Genomic DNA, 18,205 nt, shown 5'->3' on the forward strand with positions numbered 1-18,205 from the left:
CCAGTACCTTAAGCCTGTCATGCTACTAGATTCATGGGATTCTGAGTTGCTTGGCCTGGCTCAGATCCAGACTGTGACCCGGCCAGGCGATCGCAACAAATTTTCGGCTCCCCAAGGCCAAATCCATTTCAGCCCTGATCTTTTTTGAGTATTTTTTTACCCATCAATTCTTTGTTTCATCATGAGCACGATCGCTGAGTTTTTAGAAAAATGTGTGGGTAAGTGGTTTTCCCAACGGACGGGCCACAATTTGACCGATCGCAAATCCGTTTTGGGCAAAGGGGATCTTTGGATGGAGACCCTAACGGCCGACGCACCGGAGGCGATCGCCCTTTGTCAGAAATATGGGGCCGATCCGCAGGCGATCGCGGCGGGGCTGAAAATGCGTTGGGAAGCGATCACGGCTTCTCCGAATAAGGAATTGGGATCCTCGGTGCTGTTGGCTTTGGCTCCGGATCCGTCGGGAGCGGGGCCGCTGTTGGCCACGCCGGGCAGCAACGGCCAACCCCAACCCGGTCGCTACAGTTTTGGCAGCGATGGGGCCCTGTGGATTACCCTGCCGGTGGAGGGTGGCTGGATTGAGGAGCGAATTTGGTTTGCTAGCGATAATCTCCGGTTTCGATCGAGTACCACAACCCGATCGGGCGGCCCCACCTTTGCCTCCTTCTGCTCCGAAATTCGGATGGGCGTAACGCCACCCAAGGCCTAGGAGGGCTGGCGATTTCCCGACAATCCTGAGGCGATCGGGGGGTGGGCCGCCGGGTTCGCGGCTGCGCCATTCATGGGGCCGTTGGTTGCCAATCGATCGAGCAACCAATAGGTGGTCATTGTGCCTTTGCCCTTGATGGCAATTTCGCCCCGCCGCTCAAATTGGAAGCGATCGCGCAGGGTTTGGTAAACCGCTTCGGTCACCTGGATTTGGCCCGGCATTCCATGGGACTCCATTCGGCTGGCCGTGTTCACCGTGTCGCCCCACAGGTCGTAAATAAACTTGCGGATGCCAATCACACCGCCCACCACCGGCCCCGTATGGATCCCGATCCGGATCGAAAAGGGGTGCTGGGTGGAGTCGGCGGCGGGCTGGTAGGCCACGATCGCCCGTTGCATGGCCAGCGCCATTTCCGCCACCGCCGTCACACAGTCCGGGTGCGGATCCGGAACACCCCCCACCACCATGTAGGCATCCCCGATCGTCTTGATTTTTTCGAGGCCATAGGTATCGGCCAGCGCGTCAAAGGTGGAAAAAATGTGATTGAGCTGTTGCACCAACTCGCCCGGGGTGATGTGGGCTGCGAGTCCAGTGAAATCCACCAAATCCGCAAACAGCACCGTTGCCTGTTCAAACCGTTCTGCGATCGGGTGTTCGCCCCGTTTCAATCGTTCCGCGATCGCGGGGGGCAAAATATTCAGCAGCAAGCTTTCCGATTCCCGCTCTGCCCGTCGCCGCTCCAAGATTTCCTGGTGAATCCGGTTATACATATGCCGGAAGGCCGTAATCACCTCCCCCAGCTCATCGGGGCGATCGACCTGGCAGGCATACAACATCTCCCCAGAGGTATCCTCACGACTGATTAAGTCCGCCGCTCGCCGCAGGTCATCGCGCATTTGCAAAATCGGCACGATCGCCACCCGCGACAACACCACCATCGTCACCCCCGTTGCAAACACCGAAATCAGCACCACCAATCCCAGAATGCGGAAAATAAAAGCCCGCAATTCCGCATAAACCGGGTTCATGTCGTGGCGAACCACCAGGGTGTAGTTGCGTCTGGCATCGGGCGGCCAAGCCAAATCGAGCCGTTGTTGATCGCGGCTCAGTTGTTCACGGCGACCCGCGGCCACCGCCGTGATGGTCAACTCAGGCTTTTCGCCCACCGTGGCCACCAAACGCCCCGATTGGTCATAGAATGCCAGCCCCTTCCACAGGGAAATCGGGTCATCTGTCTGATTGGCCAACCGCTGGGCCAACCGCACGGGATCCTGAAACTCCGGTGCAGCCTGCGACCAACGCGCCAGGGTCACCACCTTGGCGGTGGAAATCCGTTGCATGTAGTCAATTAGCTCACGTTCCCTTCGCCAATAGGAGGGAATGAGAATCACCGCCTCAATGGTCACAATACTAAACAACACCCCCAAGGCCACCGTTCGCGACAAACGAGCCTGAAAAGGTTGCAGCAAACGTTTCATGGGGATGAACGGGGCGAAATTAGAATGGCAGTCCCATAGCTTGCTTGGGTGGGGCTGTCCTCAGTGTAGTCGGCGGAACCAGCACAGTGCATGGGGGAATCGGGGCAGGCAATCGATCGCCCTCGGTCACCGCCGGATCGCCCCAGGGGCAGGGCAACCCTGACAGCCATTACGGCTCGATCGCGCCCAAAACCGGACAAGCGACCCGATCGGGTTTTGAGTGGCGCTGACCATCACACCGCGATTAAGAACAGTTTTGTCTCTTTGCAATTCATCCCCCCAAAGCCCGATTCGGAAAGCGGTCTGTTGACCCATCCCCCGGTTTTTGAAAACCCGTAGCATTGCTTGAAATCTGTGACCAAGCTCACTTACTAATCATCCGGTTTAAGGGTGATCAACCCCGCAAAGATTAACGATGTCGGCCCAAACTCGATCGCCCTCGCAGAAAATGTTTAAACAGTCAAAATTGATACTCTGCTTACCCCATTGATCGACGAAGACAAGGGACTTAAGCTCCTTGCCCCCATGACCACTAGCGCTTTGCCAGCACCCCAAGTTATTTCTCAGATATCTTCTCAGTTCTGAATTCCCAAAGCTTCTTTCCCAAGCGTTAATTGCTAAGGCTTCATTTTCAAAATCTGATCTCCAGCGCTTTATTTTTAAAACTGGTTTTGAGCACAATTTGTGCATAACAAGATTGATTTTCCATCACTGATCGATCATCCTTGCCCAAGTTAATGATCCCAGCAACACAGTCAAATGCGGCCAATCATAAAAATAAATAAGGAGATGAATCCAGAGAATTGGCCCCGATCGCAAGGTATAACCATGATTCACCACTTGTTTCTACGTCTGCCCCGCTAGCTATGACTGACTTCCTCCAGCCTGATCTTGAAGTTCAGCATCTACGACAACAGCTTGCACAATCCCAAACTGCCTTGGCCGAAGCCCAAGCGCAGCTAAAAGCCCTGCAAGCCAAACTGGAGGAGTCCAAGCCTCGTCAGCCCAGCCCAGTCCCAAAATCCCCATCAATATTTTTGAATAATCCCTTGAAGTGGCAGCAGATTATGGATCTCCTGCCCGTTTGTATTGCCTATTGCGATCGGGATTTATATTATCGCTACGTTAACCAAAGTTATGAGGATTGGTTTGGTCTCTGTCCTCAAGAGATTTGTGGAAAGCGAGTCGCTGAGGTAATCGGTCAACAGGCTTATCAATTAGTTAAACCCCACATCGATCGGGTCTTAAAAGGGAAAATTGTGACCTATGAAAGTGTTATTCCCTATGCCCAAGGAGGCCAGCGCTATATTCGAGCTACCCTGATTCCCGACCAAGCGATCGATCAAAGCGTTCATGGTTATTACGCCATGATTGTTGACTTCACAGAGCACTTTCAACTAGAACATGCTCTCCAGGAAAGTCAGCAAAAATATCGAACGCTCTTTGAAATTTTGCCCGTTGGGGTTTCCATCGCCAACGCCAGCGGTCAGATTTTGGAAGCCAATCCAGAGTCCAAACGAATTTTAGGCATTTCCAAAGAAGAACATACTCAGCGCACCTGCGATTCCCCAGTGTGGGAAATTTTGCGATCGGACGGTAGCCCCATGCCCGCCGAAGAATATCCCTCAATTCGGGCCTTACGTGAAGGTTGTCCGATTCAAAATATCGAGCAAGGCATTGTGCGGCCCGATGGCACTTTGCGCTGGATTATGACCAGTGCAGCCCCCATCCCATTAGACCCCTATGGTGTCGCCATTGCTTACATTGACATCACCGATCGCAAAGCCACAGAAGAAGCCCTACGCCGCAGCAACGCCCACTATCAATCCTTAGCCAATGTATTACCGCAATCCCTTTTTCGTGAAGACTGTCAGGGGCGTTGCACCTTTGCCAATCAGGCATTTTTAAACTTGCTGAATTTGTCAGATTCAGAAATTTTTGGCAAAACGGTTTATGACCTCTATCCCAATGATTTAGCAGCTCGCTACAACCAAGAAACGCGCTGGGTTTTGGAAACTGGTCATATTTTAGATGTCATTGAACCCCATCCAACGCTGAGCGGCTCTCAAGAGGGTTCTGAGTTGAGTCTTGTGCAGGTGGTGAAGACTCCTGTTCGTGATAGCGACGGCCAGATTATTGGCATTCAAGGCATCTTTTGGGACGTGACAGAACGAGTCCATTTAGAACGAGCACTGCGTGAATCGGAAATTAAACTCAATGCCGTTTTAAGCAACACGGCTGCGGCCATTATGAGCGCCTATGTTTTTTCCGATGACAGCCATCGCTATGATTACTGCTCGGCTGGATGTGAAGATTTATTTGGCTATCATCCTTCTGAATTCTTAGCCAATCATCAATTGTGGTTATCGATTGTTCATCCTGAAGATCTTCAAAAGATTGTTTTGCCCAATTTTGAAAGTATTTTGGCAGAAGAAACATTTCAGTTCAGTTACCGATTTCGTCATCGAAGTGGAGAATGGCGCTGGGCGATGGTAACCGGCACATCGCAATGGGATTCTGAAATCAATGGTTGGCGCGTCACGAAATTTCACATCAACATCACCAACCAAAAACGCTTGGCTGATGATCTAAAAATCATTAACGATTTATATAATCTCGCCATTCAGAGTATTGGTGAAGGCGTTTGGGATTGGAATATTTTGGATGATTCTATTTTGGTATCGGAACGCTATTTAGAGCTATTGGGCGAAGAGCGACGAGGAATTCAATCACCACAACTCTTTGCTGAAGCTGCTTTTTCCCAAAAAATCCATCCTGAGGATCAAGAGCGGTGGGAAAAAGCTTTAATAGCCCATCTTCAGAGCTATGAACGCTATGACATTGAAGTACGATTTCAACATGCCCAAGGTCATTACATTTGGGTGCGAATTCGTGGGCAAGCGGTTTGGAATGGGCAAGGGGAACCAGTCCGGATGGTAGGGACGATCGAGGATATTAGCGATCGCAAATTTGCAGAGGCGGCCCTCAATCAACGGGAGCAGGAATTTCGCAATTTGGCAGAAAATTCACCGGATTGCATTATGCGGTGCGATCGGGAAGGGCGCTTTCTCTATGTCAACCGCACGGTTTTGCAACTTTGCAGAATTGCTGAACAGGATTTTATTGGTAAAACCAGCAGAGAGTTAGGATTTCCAGAAGACCTAGTTCAGATGTGGCATGAGGGGATGGCAACGGTTTTGGAAACCGGTCAGAAGGCTTTTTTAGAATATGAAATGCTGTTGCCGGACGGTGGCCATATTTTTCAGTCTTGGGTGGTTCCGGAGGTGATGCAAACGCCCATTTTTGATCGAGAGCACCCCAGCGCATCGATGACCGCACCCCGTTGGACGAGTTTGGAACATCTGCAAAACTTCATGGCCAGTTCGGCGCTGAACACAGCCCCATTGGGCAATTCTGCGACAGCGGAATCTCAGTCATCGAATGTGATGGTTAGTTCAACGGCAATCGAATCGTTGCTAGTTGTGGCGCGGGATATTACCCATCTCAAGCGAGCGCAAATTGCCCTTCGCCAACAGGCCGATCGGGAACGAACCTTGCGTTCCATTACCCAACATATTCAAAGCAGTCTTGATCTGAGCGAAATTTTGGATATTGCGGTGACGGAAGTGCATCGAACCCTGCAAGCCGATCGCACCTTTATCCTGCGTTTCCATGGGGATTATTCAGGATCAATTATTCAAGAGGTGGTGAAAACAGACTATCCCCCCATGCGCGATCGACAGTGGCCCAAAACCAACGCCCTCTGGTCACGGTCTAGGGCAGAATCTGCGCCTCGGACACAAATTATTCAAGAAATTCCGATCGATCGCCCTCAAATACACTTGGCACGGTTGATGGAAGCCACGGGAGCACAATCTCAAGTGATGGCTGCCATTGTGGGCACTTTGCCCCATGGTGAATCGCATGTTTGGGGACTTTTGATTGTGCAGGCCTGTGCTAGTGCCCGCTCTTGGCAAGGAGATGAAGCCGAATTGTTGCAACAGGTGGCGGATCAGTTGGCGATCGCCATTCAACATTCTGAACTATTGGAACAGTTTCGATCGCAAGCGGAGCAACTCCAACAGGCTAACCATTTTTTGGAAGAAATTAACATTAAGCTCAATGATTTGAGTAACCGCGATGGACTCACGCAAATTGCCAATCGCCGCTGTTTTGATGTGGTTTTGCAACAGGAATGGCAGCGGTGTCAGCGAATTCAAGAACCGCTCTCACTAATTTTATTTGATGTGGATTTCTTCAAAAAATATAACGATTTACATGGACACCCAGCCGGTGATCAGTGCCTAATTAGCATTGCGCGATCGATTGATGGATTACTTCAGCGCAACACAGACTTGGTGGCTCGGTATGGCGGTGAGGAATTTGTGGTGGTGTTGCCCCACACCGATTCTGGTGGTGCAACCCAAATTGCAGAATTGATTCGCAAAACTGTTTTGAATCTGCAAATTTTCCATTCAGAACACCAAGGAATTACCCATCATGTAACTGTGAGTTTGGGAATTGCCAGCCAAGTGCCTCAGCTCGATCGCCCCTGCCAAGATTTGGTGCAAGCGGCCGATCGGGCCCTTTACCAAGCCAAGTCCCTTGGTCGTAATACTTGGGTGTTGGCTAGCGATGACTTACCCAATCGATATCCCAGCTCCGATCAGGATTGAAACGAGAAATTAACGGCAGAAAAGCAGCACAGACAAGGGGCTTAAGCCCCTTGTCCTCCATGGCTTTGCAGCAAAAGAATCAGAAGTTTAGTACTTGAGAAATTGCTGCCATTGACCGATCGCTTTAGCTATCTTATTGGTTGAGAACGGGCAGGAAATTTCCCAGAACTCCCAGCACCAACGATTGGAAAATGCTAATAAAAACTGCCCCCAGCAAGGCACTCCAAATGCCATTTTTGAGGCGGAAACCTTCCACCAACCAAGCAGCTAAACCAAACAGCAAGGTACTAACAATTAAAGAAAACAAGCCCAGCGTGAGCAACTTGGGTAAGAAGGTGAGCCAGCCGGGAACGGCCCGCGCCAACCCCTGAAAAATGCCCAAAATAATACCGGCGATCAAGGCCTTCCAAGGGCTATCGACTTCCACGCCAAACGGCAAATAGGTTAGCAGAATCAGGCCGACGGCAATGACGACGGCCACGATCAGAAAAGAAACCACAATTCCTCATCCTTGGGGACACACCCCGGTTGATCCACCCACGATTCGATCGGGCAGTCGCGGCGGGAGTCCGATCGGCGGTGGATGGGCTGAAGCGGCGAGAGCTGGCCCCTTCGGAAATGGCTCCTTGGGAAAGCCAGCCCGCGCGCTTTTCAATTCTGAGCGATCGCCCTCGGATTTGAGTAGAGCTGGTGGGGCAAATTCTTTAGGCGGAGACGGCAACCTCGCCAAATAGATCGTAGGGTTCGGCGGCGGTGATCGTGACCGGGACGATCGCCCCCAGGCGAGCCGGCCCAGTGACATAGACCAAACCATCCACATCGGGAGAATACCGAGCCGATCGACCCAAGAATTGTCCCGTTTTCGGGTTCACCTGCTCAATCAGCACATCCACCGTTTGGCCCACGTAGGCCTGATTTCGCTTCAGGGAAATGGGCTGTTGCAGGGCCATCAGTCGATCGCGCCGACCATCCATCACTTCCTGCGGGAGTTGGTTGGGCAAATTAAACGCGGCGGTTCCCTCCTCGGGCGAGAAGGTGAACACCCCCACATGGTCAAATTCGTGGCGCTGCACAAAGTCGCACAAATGCTCAAAGTGCTCCTCCGTTTCGCCGGGAAAGCCCACAATGAACGTGGTGCGCATGACGGCATTGGGCGATTGCTCGCGAATTTGGGCCAAGAGCCGATCGTTCACATTGGCCTGCCAAGGGCGATTCATCGATCGCAGCACTTCCGGGTGGGAATGCTGGAGCGGCAAATCAATATAGGGCAAGATATTCGGCGTTTCCCGAATGGCCGCAATCACCGATTCTGTCAGCCCCGTGGGATAGGCATAGTGGATTCGCACCCAAGGAATGTCCACCTCACCGAGGGCCCGCAACAGCTCTGCCAGCTTGGGCTTGCCATAGCGGTCTAGGCCGTAGTTGGTGGTGATTTGGGAAATCAAGATTAGCTCTTGCACCCCTTCATCGGCCAGCTTGTGGGCTTCGGCCACAATCGACTCGATCGAGCGCGATCGCTGGTCGCCCCGCAAGTGGGGAATGATGCAGAACGCACAGCGGTAGTCACACCCCTCCGCCACCCGCAGGTAGGCCGTGCCTTCGGCCGTGGTGCGATAGCGAGGGACGGTCTCATCGGCAATGTAGGTTGGTTCTTCCGAAATTTCCTGAACGCGCTCGCCCGCTTCCGTTCGCTGCACCACATCCACAATCTTGTGATAGTCGCCCGTGCCCACCACGGCCACGGCTTCCGGAATTTCATCCAAAAGGGTGTCCCGAAAGTGTTGAGCCATGCAGCCCGTGATCACAATTCGTTTGCCCGCTTCCGCCAGGGAAACCAAGGTGCGCACCGATTCTTCCCGCGCCTCCTGAATGAAGCTACAGGTGTTGACGATCGCGTAGTCTGCCGCATCGTCGTTGGCACTCACGTCATAGCCTGCCTGGGCTAGCAGGCCCATCATATGCTCGGTGTCAATGCGATTTTTTTCGCAACCGAGGTGAGTAACGGCGATCGTGGGTTTTCCAGCCATAGCTTGCAGTTGCAGTGCCGTTGAAGCGAGGGGTTAAGGGGTGTTAGCAGAGTCGAATCCACAATTATTCACCATATCAGCCCAAATTGCGCGTCCAATCGATCCCAGGGATTTTGATCAGATTTCTGGCGGGTGGGGAATGGTATGACTGGGGTGATGCGCGGGGTGATGTATGGGGTGATACATGGGAGACGGATGAGGCAATGCCTGGGGCTTGAGGGGGCTTGGGCTGGCGAAATTGGAGTTAAGCAACGGGGCCGATCGCCCGGAGCCACCAATCCGCCATCGCCCCTTGTGCGGAATTCTCCTTCTGGCTGATCTGCACGGAATTTTCCCGATCGGCACTGTACCTTAGAGGAAGAGATAGGCAGTCTCTGTATCGACGATCGCCTCAATTTGTCCCAACTATACGGACAAGACTGGTGCAACTCCCGGTAGCCTGCCATTGCCAGCTCAAGGCTGCTTTGTTTGGGATCACCAACCCGCTGCTCCATTCCTGGCAGCATACGGGGCAACCGTAAGGGTTAAGTAGCCGATCGTGGAGTTGATCGCTAATGGGTCTCTAACCGATCGCTCACCGATCGTTCCCGATCGTGCTCGATCGCCCGTGATCGGTTTTGAGCGCAAACGCAAGGTGGCGTTAACCGCGTTTCGAGGGTGCATCAGCCGGCGATTCATGAGGAATTTTTGAAAATCGCATGAAAATCGCATGAAACTTGACAGCTCCGCTATTGCCCACAAAGCTATGCAACATTTACCCGAAAGCATTAGCGACGCAATTAACACCAGCGAACTCGGCGCGTTGATTGCTGAACACCGCAACACCCTGTTGTGCGAATTGTTACGCCCCATGCTGGATACCCTCGATCGGGAAGGCATCCAATTTTCTGCCGTGTTGCGTGCCCTGGCCACCGTGGCCAACGAACGCAGCAGCCAGCTTGAGGCCCTGAATGGATCGAACCCTTGGGAGCGCTGCAATAAGCTCTTGCACCAAGCCCGTGCCAGCGCTGAAGAGGCCGAACGCGCACTGCGCCCCAAAAGCCGCACCAGCCCCCGATCGATCGCAACTCCCGCCGCGATCGAACTGCGGGAAACCCGGCCCTCCTTGGACGAGCTGCCCGAAGAAGAAGCCTGGGCCCGAGAGCTACTGAGTGAATCCTGAAGACAAGGGGCTTCAGCCCCTTGCCCGCAATTCACCCTTTACCCGCCATTGGCCACTGATGCCACCGGTTTAGTGTTGATCCCATTAGGTGTTGATCCCATTAGGTGTTAGTGCCATCAGGTATTGATCCCATTGGGTGTTAACTCCCTCAGGTATTGATCCCATCAGGTGTTAATCCCGTCAGCGGAACCCTTAGCCTAAACAACCGGCTGAAAGGTTAGTTAGACAGTCGGCCGCAAGGTCGGCCTAGTCGGCTTAAAAGTCCGTATTCACGAACTTACCGGCCAGCTCGGTGGGCGTTTTGCCCAACACCAGACCCAAGGTTTTGAAAACCCCATTGTCGTTGAACGTAATCGCCGTGCTGGGTGTGGAGCCGCCGCCGGAGTCGTTCAAAGTGATCGCCAGCAGTTGCAACTGACTTTCCTGCAAGCCGCCGGTTAGGCCGATCCGATCATTTCCAGTACCAAAATCCACGATGAAATCTGCGGCGATCGCCCCGCTGGCATCAGCCACCGCCGCCGTGTCCCGCCGCAACACCAACAGATCATCGCCAGCCCCGCCGGCCAGGGTATCTTGGCCCAGATCGCCCACCAGGGTGTCATTGCCCTCTTCGCCATTCAGGAAATCGTTGTCCTGACCACCCCGCAGGATGTCGTTACCCACGCCACCCAAAATCAGGTCATTGCCCTTGTTGCCGCTGAGTACGTCATCCCCGGTGGAATTGAGGCCATCACCCACCAACAGATCGTCACCTTGACCACCATAAAAGGTGTCATTGCCCCCCAAACCATAGAGGCTGTCGTTGCCCAGGTTGCCGTAGATGATGTCCGCTTGGGCACTGCCGGTGATTTGGTCATCGCCCCCCAAACCCCGCACGCCTGCCGGGGTGGTGCGAAGCACTTCCGCCGACAGCGAGCTAGTGGAGAAAAAGTTATTGGTATCGTCAAGATCGTAAAACGGGGGGTTAGGGCCAATAGCCATGATTACAAACTCCTAATCGATGAATGGTTCCGGAACTGGTTAGCCTAGGGACTGTTTAGCCTTTGAGCCTTGGATTAGACCGCTGTGGGGGCTAGTTCGTTCATGGTGTGCAACCAGTTCCTCCAGAAACTTGAGCACGATTTGTGCTCCCGCTGAACTCAGCCTTGAATTCCGGCCTTGAATTTCAGATTCCAACCTGTAAAGTCCAGTCTTGAATAATGACTGGCATTGGCGGGCAAATCAGCACGATCGCCCTGAGAAGTTTCCCCCCCAGAGATCGTGCCATTAGTGGCGGTCTTTTCGGATCCGGGTTAGGGCTGGGGACGCTGACGGCGGCGTTGTCGTTCCCGATCGCGCGATCGCGGCCCTGGTTGAACGGGGGTTCCGGCTGGGGGCATTTAAATTGAGTGGCCAATTGAGTGGCTGATATTGAGCGGCTTACGGATTGGTTACCCCCTCCAAGGCCGCGTCGGTTTCGTCGTAGAGGGCTTGTAGTTGGCCGACCACAGCCTCATCGGCGGCCCAAAATCCACGGCCATTGGCTTCCAGCAAACGACCAACAATGTTGCGGAAGGCTTCCGGATTGGCGCGGCGCAGGCGATCGGCCATGGCTCGATCGAGGGCGTAGGTTTCGGCGGCTCCGTCATAGACCCAGCGATCGGCAAAATCCGTAGTGCCGCTCCAGCCCAACAGGGCCGTCATCCGTTGGGAAATTTCAAAGGCCCCGCCGGAACCCTGGGCGGCCATGGCTTCGGCCCACTTGGGATTCAGCAATTTGGTGCGATATTCCAACCGCAAGAGGCTGTTTAAGTCGCGGGGTTGGGTGTTTTTGCCGAAACTTTCCACAAAACTCGCGGTGACGGAGCGCTGTTGCTGTTGTTCGGCGGCACGCTTCAAAGCTCCGGTGTTGGCGTAGTACTCCTGGATATCCGTCAAGCCATATTCCACGGAGTCGATTTCCTGGACAATGCGCCCAGTGGTGGCCAAGAGCCGATCGAGCACTTCTGGGCGGGCTTGCCCCCGATCGCGCCGACCGTAGCTAAAGGCATTGCGCGATCGCCAGGTTTGGGCCAGCTCATCACCAGACTCCCAATTCCCATCATTGACGCGATCGTTCACAAGGGAGCCAAAATCCCCCGCCGGGTTTGAGAAGAGCCGAGCACTGGGATTTTCAACCCCTTGGGTCTGAAGCTCCAGGGCATGTTTACGAATGAAGTTTTGTTCGATCGGCTCGTCGGCCGCCGCCGCCCGCGCAAACAGATCATCCAAAAGTTCCAAAATATTGGCGAAACTGTCTCGAAAAATGCCCGATAAATTAGCCAACACATCAATTCGAGGACGACCCAATTGAGCCAGCGGAATTAACTCATAGCGAACAATTCGGCCCGTACCTTCCTTAATTGGTTCTGCGCCCACTAATTCCAACAAAATGCCCAAGGATTCGCCCTTGGTTTTAATGGCATCCAAACCCCAAAGCATCACGGCAATGGTTTCGGGATAGCTGTTCGGTTCCTGATCATGTTCCTGTTGGTGTTGGGCAATCAATTGCTGGGCGATCGCCTTGCCCCGTTCGTAGGCTCCTGGGGAGGGCATTCGGTAAGGATCAAGGGCGTGAATATTGCGGCCCGTGGGCAATGCGCCGGGCCCGTCCCGCAACAGGTCTCCCCCCGGTGCGGGCGGAATATATTCCCCATTCAAGCCCCGTAATAAATTCGTTAGCTCATCGGTATTTTGGTTGAGCAAATCCCGCAAATGAATGGCTTCTTGAATTCGTTCTGAGACCTTGAGATCCAACTCAAATGATCGATTGGGATATTCCTGCTGGAACCAGTATCGATAGGCATTCAGGGGGCGATCGAGGTCGGATCCTTGGGCGATCGTTTCTAAGACCGATCGGGGTAAATCCGTCTCAAAATAGGCTTCCAAATAGGACAATAGTTGCTCGACATTGGGTGCAGCTCCCAACACATGCAACCCACTGGAAAAGAGGCGCTGTTCTAGTTCTTGCAGGTATTGATAAACCCTTGCAAAGTAGCGATCGAGCAAATCGGGGCCAAACAACTTCAGGGTTTCCGCACTCAACTCCACCCCCAATTGTTGGGCTTCCGGCAGCGGACAATCCCGATCGAGTCCCGTGTCAATTAACCGTTGGGCGATCGCATCCCGCAGGGCCGTATTCGCCTGCGGATCCTCGCGATATTCCGCAATTAAATCACGCAGATTCACCAATTCCTTATACAAACCTGCTCGCCCATAGGGAGGCACATTGTGGGAAATTAACACCCCATAGCCCCGGCGTTTTGCCAAGATCGACTCCGAAGGATTATTGGCCGCATAGATGTACAAATGGGGCAGATTTCCCAACAAAATATCTGACCAAGAATAGCCCGTATTACCCAAGGGAGATCCCGGCAACCATTCCACCGTTCCATGCATTCCAAAATGGACGATCGCGTGGGGTTGCCAAACCCGCTGCAACCATTGATAGAATGCGGCATATTGGGGATGGGGGGTCAAGTCTCGCTCAAACATCAAGCGCATGGGATCGCCTTGCAAACCCAAAGGCGGCTGCACCCCAATCCAAACGTTTCCAAAGTAAACGCCCCCAATGTGCAACTCATCCCCAAAGGTTTTAATACCCGATTCCGTGAGACCACCCCACTGTTTTTGAATCCGAGAACTGCCGAGATATCCTAACCATTGATCAAGGATTTGAGCCGGAACCCAGCCATCATTCAAGGGAGCCTGGTGTGGGTGCGATCGGGAGGGATGGCCCAAAGACCAACGATCATCGGCAGCTTTCACCTGTTGAATAATCGCCTCGCCGTCGGTGGGCAATTCACCCACGTCATAGCCTTGAGCTTGCAAAGACTCCAGCAGTTTCAAGAGCGATCGGGGAACATTCAACAGGGCCGCTGTTCCCGTTGCGCCATACCCCGGTGGAAAGCCATATAAAATGATCGCTAATTTGCGATCGCGTGGTGGAGTTTTGCGGAGTTGAATCCAGTTTTTGACACGACTGGTTAACCGTTGAACACGCTCCGGAATCAGGTAAATATCATCTCCCACCAAGCCACCCAAGGGCACAGTATCAATTGCCCCGTCCAACTCCGGCAGGGCATATAGCACCACACTTTGGAGACCGCCAATTCCCTGCCTTGTCCAGGATTTTAGGTCTTGAATGAGCAAAGGAGCGGCAACTAAATAGGGCACATTTTTAGCCGCCAAAATCCGCTGGGCTACTGCCACCTGTCGCCCAGCTTCCATGGAACCAGCAGGGCCGCCCACCAGCGGAAATCCAATCGTGGAAACAATTGCATCCACCAACACCGCATCAGCCGCCAGGGATTTCAATTCCCGATCGCCCTGGGCCCGTTGTTGCTGTTCATGGCTGGTGGTCAGCCAATCTCGGACAATCACATGGGCTTCCACGCCATTAATAAAAATGGGCAGAGGTAGCAAACCAGCCGCTTCAAAATGGCGAATCAGTTGAGGAATATAAGCCTGTTGCGTCACCACATGTTTTCGGTAGAGCAAAATGGCTACTACCGGACGATCGTGAGCAATTTTGGAGGCTTCCATTGTCGATCGCCCCGAATGATCAAGATGATCAGGCTGATTAATTGGAGACCCCGACAACTGGGGCGATCGTTGTTGACGATACCAGTTCAAATAATCTTGAGGATTCAAAAAATAGCCCGCATATTCAGGGTGCAATAACCCCATATTGGGCGTTTCGATCGGTGGGGCAATTTCCCCGATCGAGAGATCCAAATATTTTTCAGCCAAAATCCAGAGCATGGCGGCCACATTTTCCAAGCCACCAGCATTCCAATAGCCATAGATAATTAGCCAATTGCGCAGATCTTGTACCTTTTGAATCGGCACAAATTTCAGCAGCTTGGGCCCGGTTTTTAAAAAGCTGAGATAACCAGCCAGTCGATCTTCTTCTCGGCCGCTGGAAAATTTACTGAGAATAAACTTCACAGGCTTTGGCATTCCCGAAGGCTTGTCGCCAATTTTAAACGCCCCAATCTGAGTGAGGGAAATTAATTCCAAAGCCGACTCAAAGACCAAACGAATAGGGATATGTTGCACCCGATCGCGCAACCAAAGCACCTGCTCATAGTCAAAAATTAGGCTGGCAAAAAATACATCGGCTTCTGCTAAAGCTGCGGCCACCTGATCGGGTTGTTCCGTAATGTCACGATCGGTAAAAGTGGTCACTTGCAATTGAGGACAACGCTCGATCGCCCGGTGGGCAGCTTTTCGGTACAAATCGGCGTTAAAAGTCTCGAACCCAGCAATGAGAACAATGCGCTTCATGGTGATGGAGGGTAGTGCGAGCGGAATTTAACGCAGGAGATCAGCAATCGATCAGTAATTAATCGGCAATTGATCGGTTGATCGGTAATTGGTCAGCAATCGATCGGCAATCGATCGAAAACCAACCAGACCTTGATCGGAACCCGATCGAAGCTTGATCAAAACTGAACCGGCCCTTGACCGGCACTTGACCAGAACTTGACCAGAACTGAGGTCGATCGCCCCTTGGGAGCCAGGCGGAGCCACTTGTTAAGCTAGCATCACCTGACTTTTCGCTGGGCTGTTTCCCTGGGGCTCTGTCGTTCGATCGAAACGCAATTGCCATCGCCCAAAGACTCCGATCCCTGGCCGGCAGCGGTGACCAATTGCACCCCAGCCTATCTATTTTGACGAAATTTTTACGAAACCTGGACTGGAGAAACCCATGATCCCCAACTTTTTCCCCACATCCCAAAGTCCTGAGAGTGATGCTGCCGGTGCTGCTTGGCAAAAGGTGGCGATCGCCGTGGTTCATGGCATTGGAGCCGGTGATCCTGACTACAACAGCGGCAAAGCTGACCAACCGGAATTTATTCGCAGCTTGCAAAATAATCTAATCGATCGCTTCAGTAAACTAGGCATTTCTGACAAGGAATATCATCAGCGGTTCGTGATGGCTCCAGTGTATTGGGCAACGGTTTTGGAAGGAAACCAACAGGATTTGTGGGCCCGATTCCAGCGCCAAAGTGCCATGAATTGGGATCGAATCCGAGAATTTATGGTGTCCTTTGTTTCCGATGCCATTGCCTATCAGGTTAGTCCGCGCGGTCGCCATTCCTATCACGCCATTCATCGATTTTGTGCCCAAACTTTGCACACCCTGGCCCAAAAAGCTGGCCCCAAAGCACCCCTCTGCGTGATTGGCCATAGCCTTGGTTCGATCGTTTCCTATAACTATCTTCTGGATTTGCAAGCGGAATTTGGGAACAACACCGAAGCAGAATCGCTCTTCCGAGAATCGGTGTTGCGTCAAGTGGGCAATAGCCCCTTGGAACGGGGTGAAACCCTCAGTTTGTATTACACCTTGGGCAGTCCCTTAGCCCTTTGGACACTGCGTGATCGCGATGGGGGCTTGCCGATTCAGTTTCCGGCCCCCCACCTGACAGAACATTATCCTCAACTGAACTCAGCCACCGAATGGGTGAATGTTTACGATTCTGATGATGTGATTGCCTATCCATTACGACCCATTAATTCAGCTTTTCAACGGGCAGTGAAGGAAGATTTGAACGTAAACGCGGGAGAAGTCTGGGAAAGCTGGAATCCGCTTTCTCACAATGGCTATTGGAAAGATCCAGAAACGGGCGATCGCATCGCCCGATCGCTCCTGAACCTATCTCGATTGATCAATGGCCGCTGATCAATGGCCGCTGATTAGGTTTCTGATGAAGTTTCTGATGAAGTTTCTGATGAGGTTTCTGGTTAGGGCTGAGTAACAGGAATTTCGAGAATGAACTTAGCGCCGTGACCCATCTGAGATTCACAATCGAGCCGACCACCGTGGCGATCGACCACGATTGAACGGGCGATCGCCAGCCCTAATCCTGTGCCAATACCCGTGGGTTTCGTGGTGAAAAATGCTTCAAACAACTTCTGCTGTACCTCCGGTTCAATCCCTGGTCCATTATCAGAAACGATAATTTGCACCCATTTTTGATTCAGGGATCGGGTTTGAATTTTAATTTCCGGTTCCAAACCGCTCATGTGCTCCCAGTCCAAGTCATCCAAGGCATCGATCGCGTTAGCAATCAAGTTCATGAAAACCTGGCTCATTTCCCCGATCGAACATTCAACGAGGGGTAATTCCCCATAATCTCGAATGATTTTAAATTCCGATCGGCTGCCCTTGGACTTTAATCGATGGCGCAAAATGATGAGGGTATTTTCCAACCCTTCATGCAAGTCCGCTGGGGCGAGCTGTTGATTGCCCATTCGCGAAAAATTGCGCAAACTTGCGACCAAATCGCGGATTCGATCGGTTCCCAAACGCATGGATTCCAAAATTTTTGGAAAATCCTCCATCATAAAAGGCAAGTCCAAATCTTGCGTTTGGGTTGCCAAATCTTCTGGCGGCTCTGGATAGAATATTTGATAGAGCTGCAAGACATTCATCAAGTCTTCTGCATAATTACAGGCATGAACCAGATTGCCATGAATAAAATTCACAGGATTGTTAATTTCATGGGCCACTCCCGATAGCAACTGTCCCAGACTGGATAGTTTTTCTGCCCGCACCAAACTAAGGTGGGTGTCTTGCAAATCCGCCAAGGCTTTTTCCAGGGCCGCTGTGCGCTCAGCCACCCGAATTTCCAATTCTTGATTGCGATCGGCTAAGGCTTTGGTGAGGGATTGCAAACGCAAATGTAAGCGCACCCGCGCGAGGACTTCATCTTGCTGAAAGGGCTTGGTGATATAGTCCACAGCCCCTAAATTGAGACCACGCACCTTATCATCCACTTCCGAGAGGGCGGTCATGAAAATGATGGGAATGGCGGATGTTTGGCTATTGGCCTTCAAGCGGCGACAGGTTTCAAACCCGTCAATTCCTGGCATCATCACATCCAGCAAAATCAAATCTGGGGTTGCAAAATTGACCCGATCGAGCGCCACTTCTCCAGATTGGGCGATCCAAACTTCAAACCCCGCATCATCTAATAAATCAGACAGCAAACTAAGGTTAGCTGGCATATCGTCCACAATCAGAATCGTGGGACGATTTTCAGCGGCATCGAGGGACATGGCTCAAGGATGGAAGGTTTTGCAGTAAAAAGGGTGCTGGGAGAATTGAAGGATCGCCATTTAAGAAT

12 protein-coding genes are annotated in these 18,205 nt (G+C 52.4%); 6 read left to right on the forward strand and 6 right to left on the reverse strand.

Annotated features, from left to right (window positions below):
* The first annotated feature begins 181 nt into the window (after positions 1 to 181).
* Positions 182 to 709, forward strand: coding sequence for a phycobiliprotein lyase (locus AMR42_RS09810; protein WP_099533262.1), 528 nt, complete (start codon positions 182 to 184; stop codon positions 707 to 709).
* On the opposite strand, the gene AMR42_RS09815 is transcribed toward AMR42_RS09810, so the two are convergent.
* On the reverse strand, positions 706 to 2,187 hold the full coding sequence (locus AMR42_RS09815; protein WP_099533263.1) for an adenylate/guanylate cyclase domain-containing protein: 1,482 nt from the start codon (positions 2,185 to 2,187) through the stop codon (positions 706 to 708). The two genes, AMR42_RS09810 and AMR42_RS09815, sit on opposite strands and share 4 nt — an antisense overlap.
* Positions 2,188 to 2,273: 86 nt before the next feature.
* On the opposite strand from AMR42_RS09815, the gene AMR42_RS20395 reads away from it, so the two are divergent.
* Together AMR42_RS20395 and AMR42_RS09825 are read left to right on the forward strand one after the other, a co-directional pair.
* Positions 2,274 to 2,417, forward strand: a complete 144-nt coding sequence (locus AMR42_RS20395) for a hypothetical protein (protein ID WP_234406929.1) — start codon at positions 2,274 to 2,276, stop codon at positions 2,415 to 2,417.
* Between the two features lie 636 nt (positions 2,418 to 3,053).
* On the forward strand, positions 3,054 to 6,863 hold the full coding sequence (locus AMR42_RS09825) for a PAS domain S-box protein (protein WP_099533265.1): 3,810 nt from the start codon (positions 3,054 to 3,056) through the stop codon (positions 6,861 to 6,863).
* A 133-nt stretch (positions 6,864 to 6,996) separates the two neighbouring features.
* Here AMR42_RS09825 and AMR42_RS09830 read toward each other — a convergent pair whose 3' ends face one another.
* The gene (locus tag AMR42_RS09830; protein WP_099533266.1) at positions 6,997 to 7,362 is read right to left on the reverse strand and encodes a phage holin family protein; all 366 of its coding nucleotides are present in this window, start codon (positions 7,360 to 7,362) and stop codon (positions 6,997 to 6,999) included.
* 29 nt (positions 7,363 to 7,391) lie between these two features.
* Between AMR42_RS09830 and AMR42_RS20400 the strand changes: the two genes are divergently transcribed.
* Complete coding sequence (locus AMR42_RS20400; protein ID WP_158234431.1) at positions 7,392 to 7,544, forward strand: hypothetical protein; 153 nt, start codon at positions 7,392 to 7,394, stop codon at positions 7,542 to 7,544.
* Positions 7,545 to 7,567: 23 nt separating this feature from the next.
* Here AMR42_RS20400 and rimO read toward each other — a convergent pair whose 3' ends face one another.
* Positions 7,568 to 8,890: a 30S ribosomal protein S12 methylthiotransferase RimO gene (rimO, locus tag AMR42_RS09835; protein ID WP_099533267.1), complete on the reverse strand. Its 1,323-nt coding sequence runs from the start codon at positions 8,888 to 8,890 to the stop codon at positions 7,568 to 7,570.
* A gap of 745 nt (positions 8,891 to 9,635) precedes the next feature.
* On the opposite strand from rimO, the gene AMR42_RS09840 reads away from it, so the two are divergent.
* Entirely contained in the window at positions 9,636 to 10,052 is a 417-nt protein-coding gene (locus AMR42_RS09840) for a hypothetical protein (RefSeq protein ID WP_143473013.1), read from the forward strand.
* A 255-nt stretch (positions 10,053 to 10,307) separates the two neighbouring features.
* Here AMR42_RS09840 and AMR42_RS09845 read toward each other — a convergent pair whose 3' ends face one another.
* Positions 10,308 to 11,033 (reverse strand): calcium-binding protein, encoded by a 726-nt coding sequence (locus tag AMR42_RS09845; protein ID WP_099533269.1) that lies wholly within the window; start codon positions 11,031 to 11,033, stop codon positions 10,308 to 10,310.
* A 438-nt stretch (positions 11,034 to 11,471) separates the two neighbouring features.
* The gene (gene bchH, locus AMR42_RS09850; protein ID WP_099533270.1) at positions 11,472 to 15,359 is read right to left on the reverse strand and encodes a magnesium chelatase subunit H; all 3,888 of its coding nucleotides are present in this window, start codon (positions 15,357 to 15,359) and stop codon (positions 11,472 to 11,474) included.
* Positions 15,360 to 15,783: 424 nt separating this feature from the next.
* Here bchH and AMR42_RS09855 point away from each other — a divergent pair, with 424 nt between their 5' ends.
* Positions 15,784 to 16,758 carry a hypothetical protein gene (locus tag AMR42_RS09855; RefSeq protein ID WP_099533271.1) on the forward strand — a complete coding sequence of 325 codons (975 nt, stop codon included), beginning with the start codon at positions 15,784 to 15,786 and terminating at the stop codon, positions 16,756 to 16,758.
* A gap of 62 nt (positions 16,759 to 16,820) precedes the next feature.
* On the opposite strand, the gene AMR42_RS09860 is transcribed toward AMR42_RS09855, so the two are convergent.
* The gene (locus AMR42_RS09860; RefSeq protein ID WP_099533272.1) at positions 16,821 to 18,137 is read right to left on the reverse strand and encodes a response regulator; all 1,317 of its coding nucleotides are present in this window, start codon (positions 18,135 to 18,137) and stop codon (positions 16,821 to 16,823) included.
* Positions 18,138 to 18,205 lie beyond the last annotated feature (68 nt).

The organism is Limnothrix sp. PR1529, from assembly GCF_002742025.1.
Lineage (GTDB): Bacteria > Cyanobacteriota > Cyanobacteriia > CACIAM-69d > CACIAM-69d > CACIAM-69d.

Coding starts and splice junctions, on each gene's coding strand:
- AMR42_RS09810 (WP_099533262.1), top strand. CDS start 182: ATGAGCACGATCGCTGAGTTTTTAGAAAAATGTGTGGGTAAGTGGTTT.
- AMR42_RS09815 (WP_099533263.1), bottom strand. CDS start 2,187: ATGAAACGTTTGCTGCAACCTTTTCAGGCTCGTTTGTCGCGAACGGTG.
- AMR42_RS09825 (WP_099533265.1), top strand. CDS start 3,054: ATGACTGACTTCCTCCAGCCTGATCTTGAAGTTCAGCATCTACGACAA.
- rimO (WP_099533267.1), bottom strand. CDS start 8,890: ATGGCTGGAAAACCCACGATCGCCGTTACTCACCTCGGTTGCGAAAAA.
- AMR42_RS09840 (WP_143473013.1), top strand. CDS start 9,636: ATGCAACATTTACCCGAAAGCATTAGCGACGCAATTAACACCAGCGAA.
- AMR42_RS09845 (WP_099533269.1), bottom strand. CDS start 11,033: ATGGCTATTGGCCCTAACCCCCCGTTTTACGATCTTGACGATACCAAT.
- bchH (WP_099533270.1), bottom strand. CDS start 15,359: ATGAAGCGCATTGTTCTCATTGCTGGGTTCGAGACTTTTAACGCCGAT.
- AMR42_RS09855 (WP_099533271.1), top strand. CDS start 15,784: ATGATCCCCAACTTTTTCCCCACATCCCAAAGTCCTGAGAGTGATGCT.
- AMR42_RS09860 (WP_099533272.1), bottom strand. CDS start 18,137: ATGTCCCTCGATGCCGCTGAAAATCGTCCCACGATTCTGATTGTGGAC.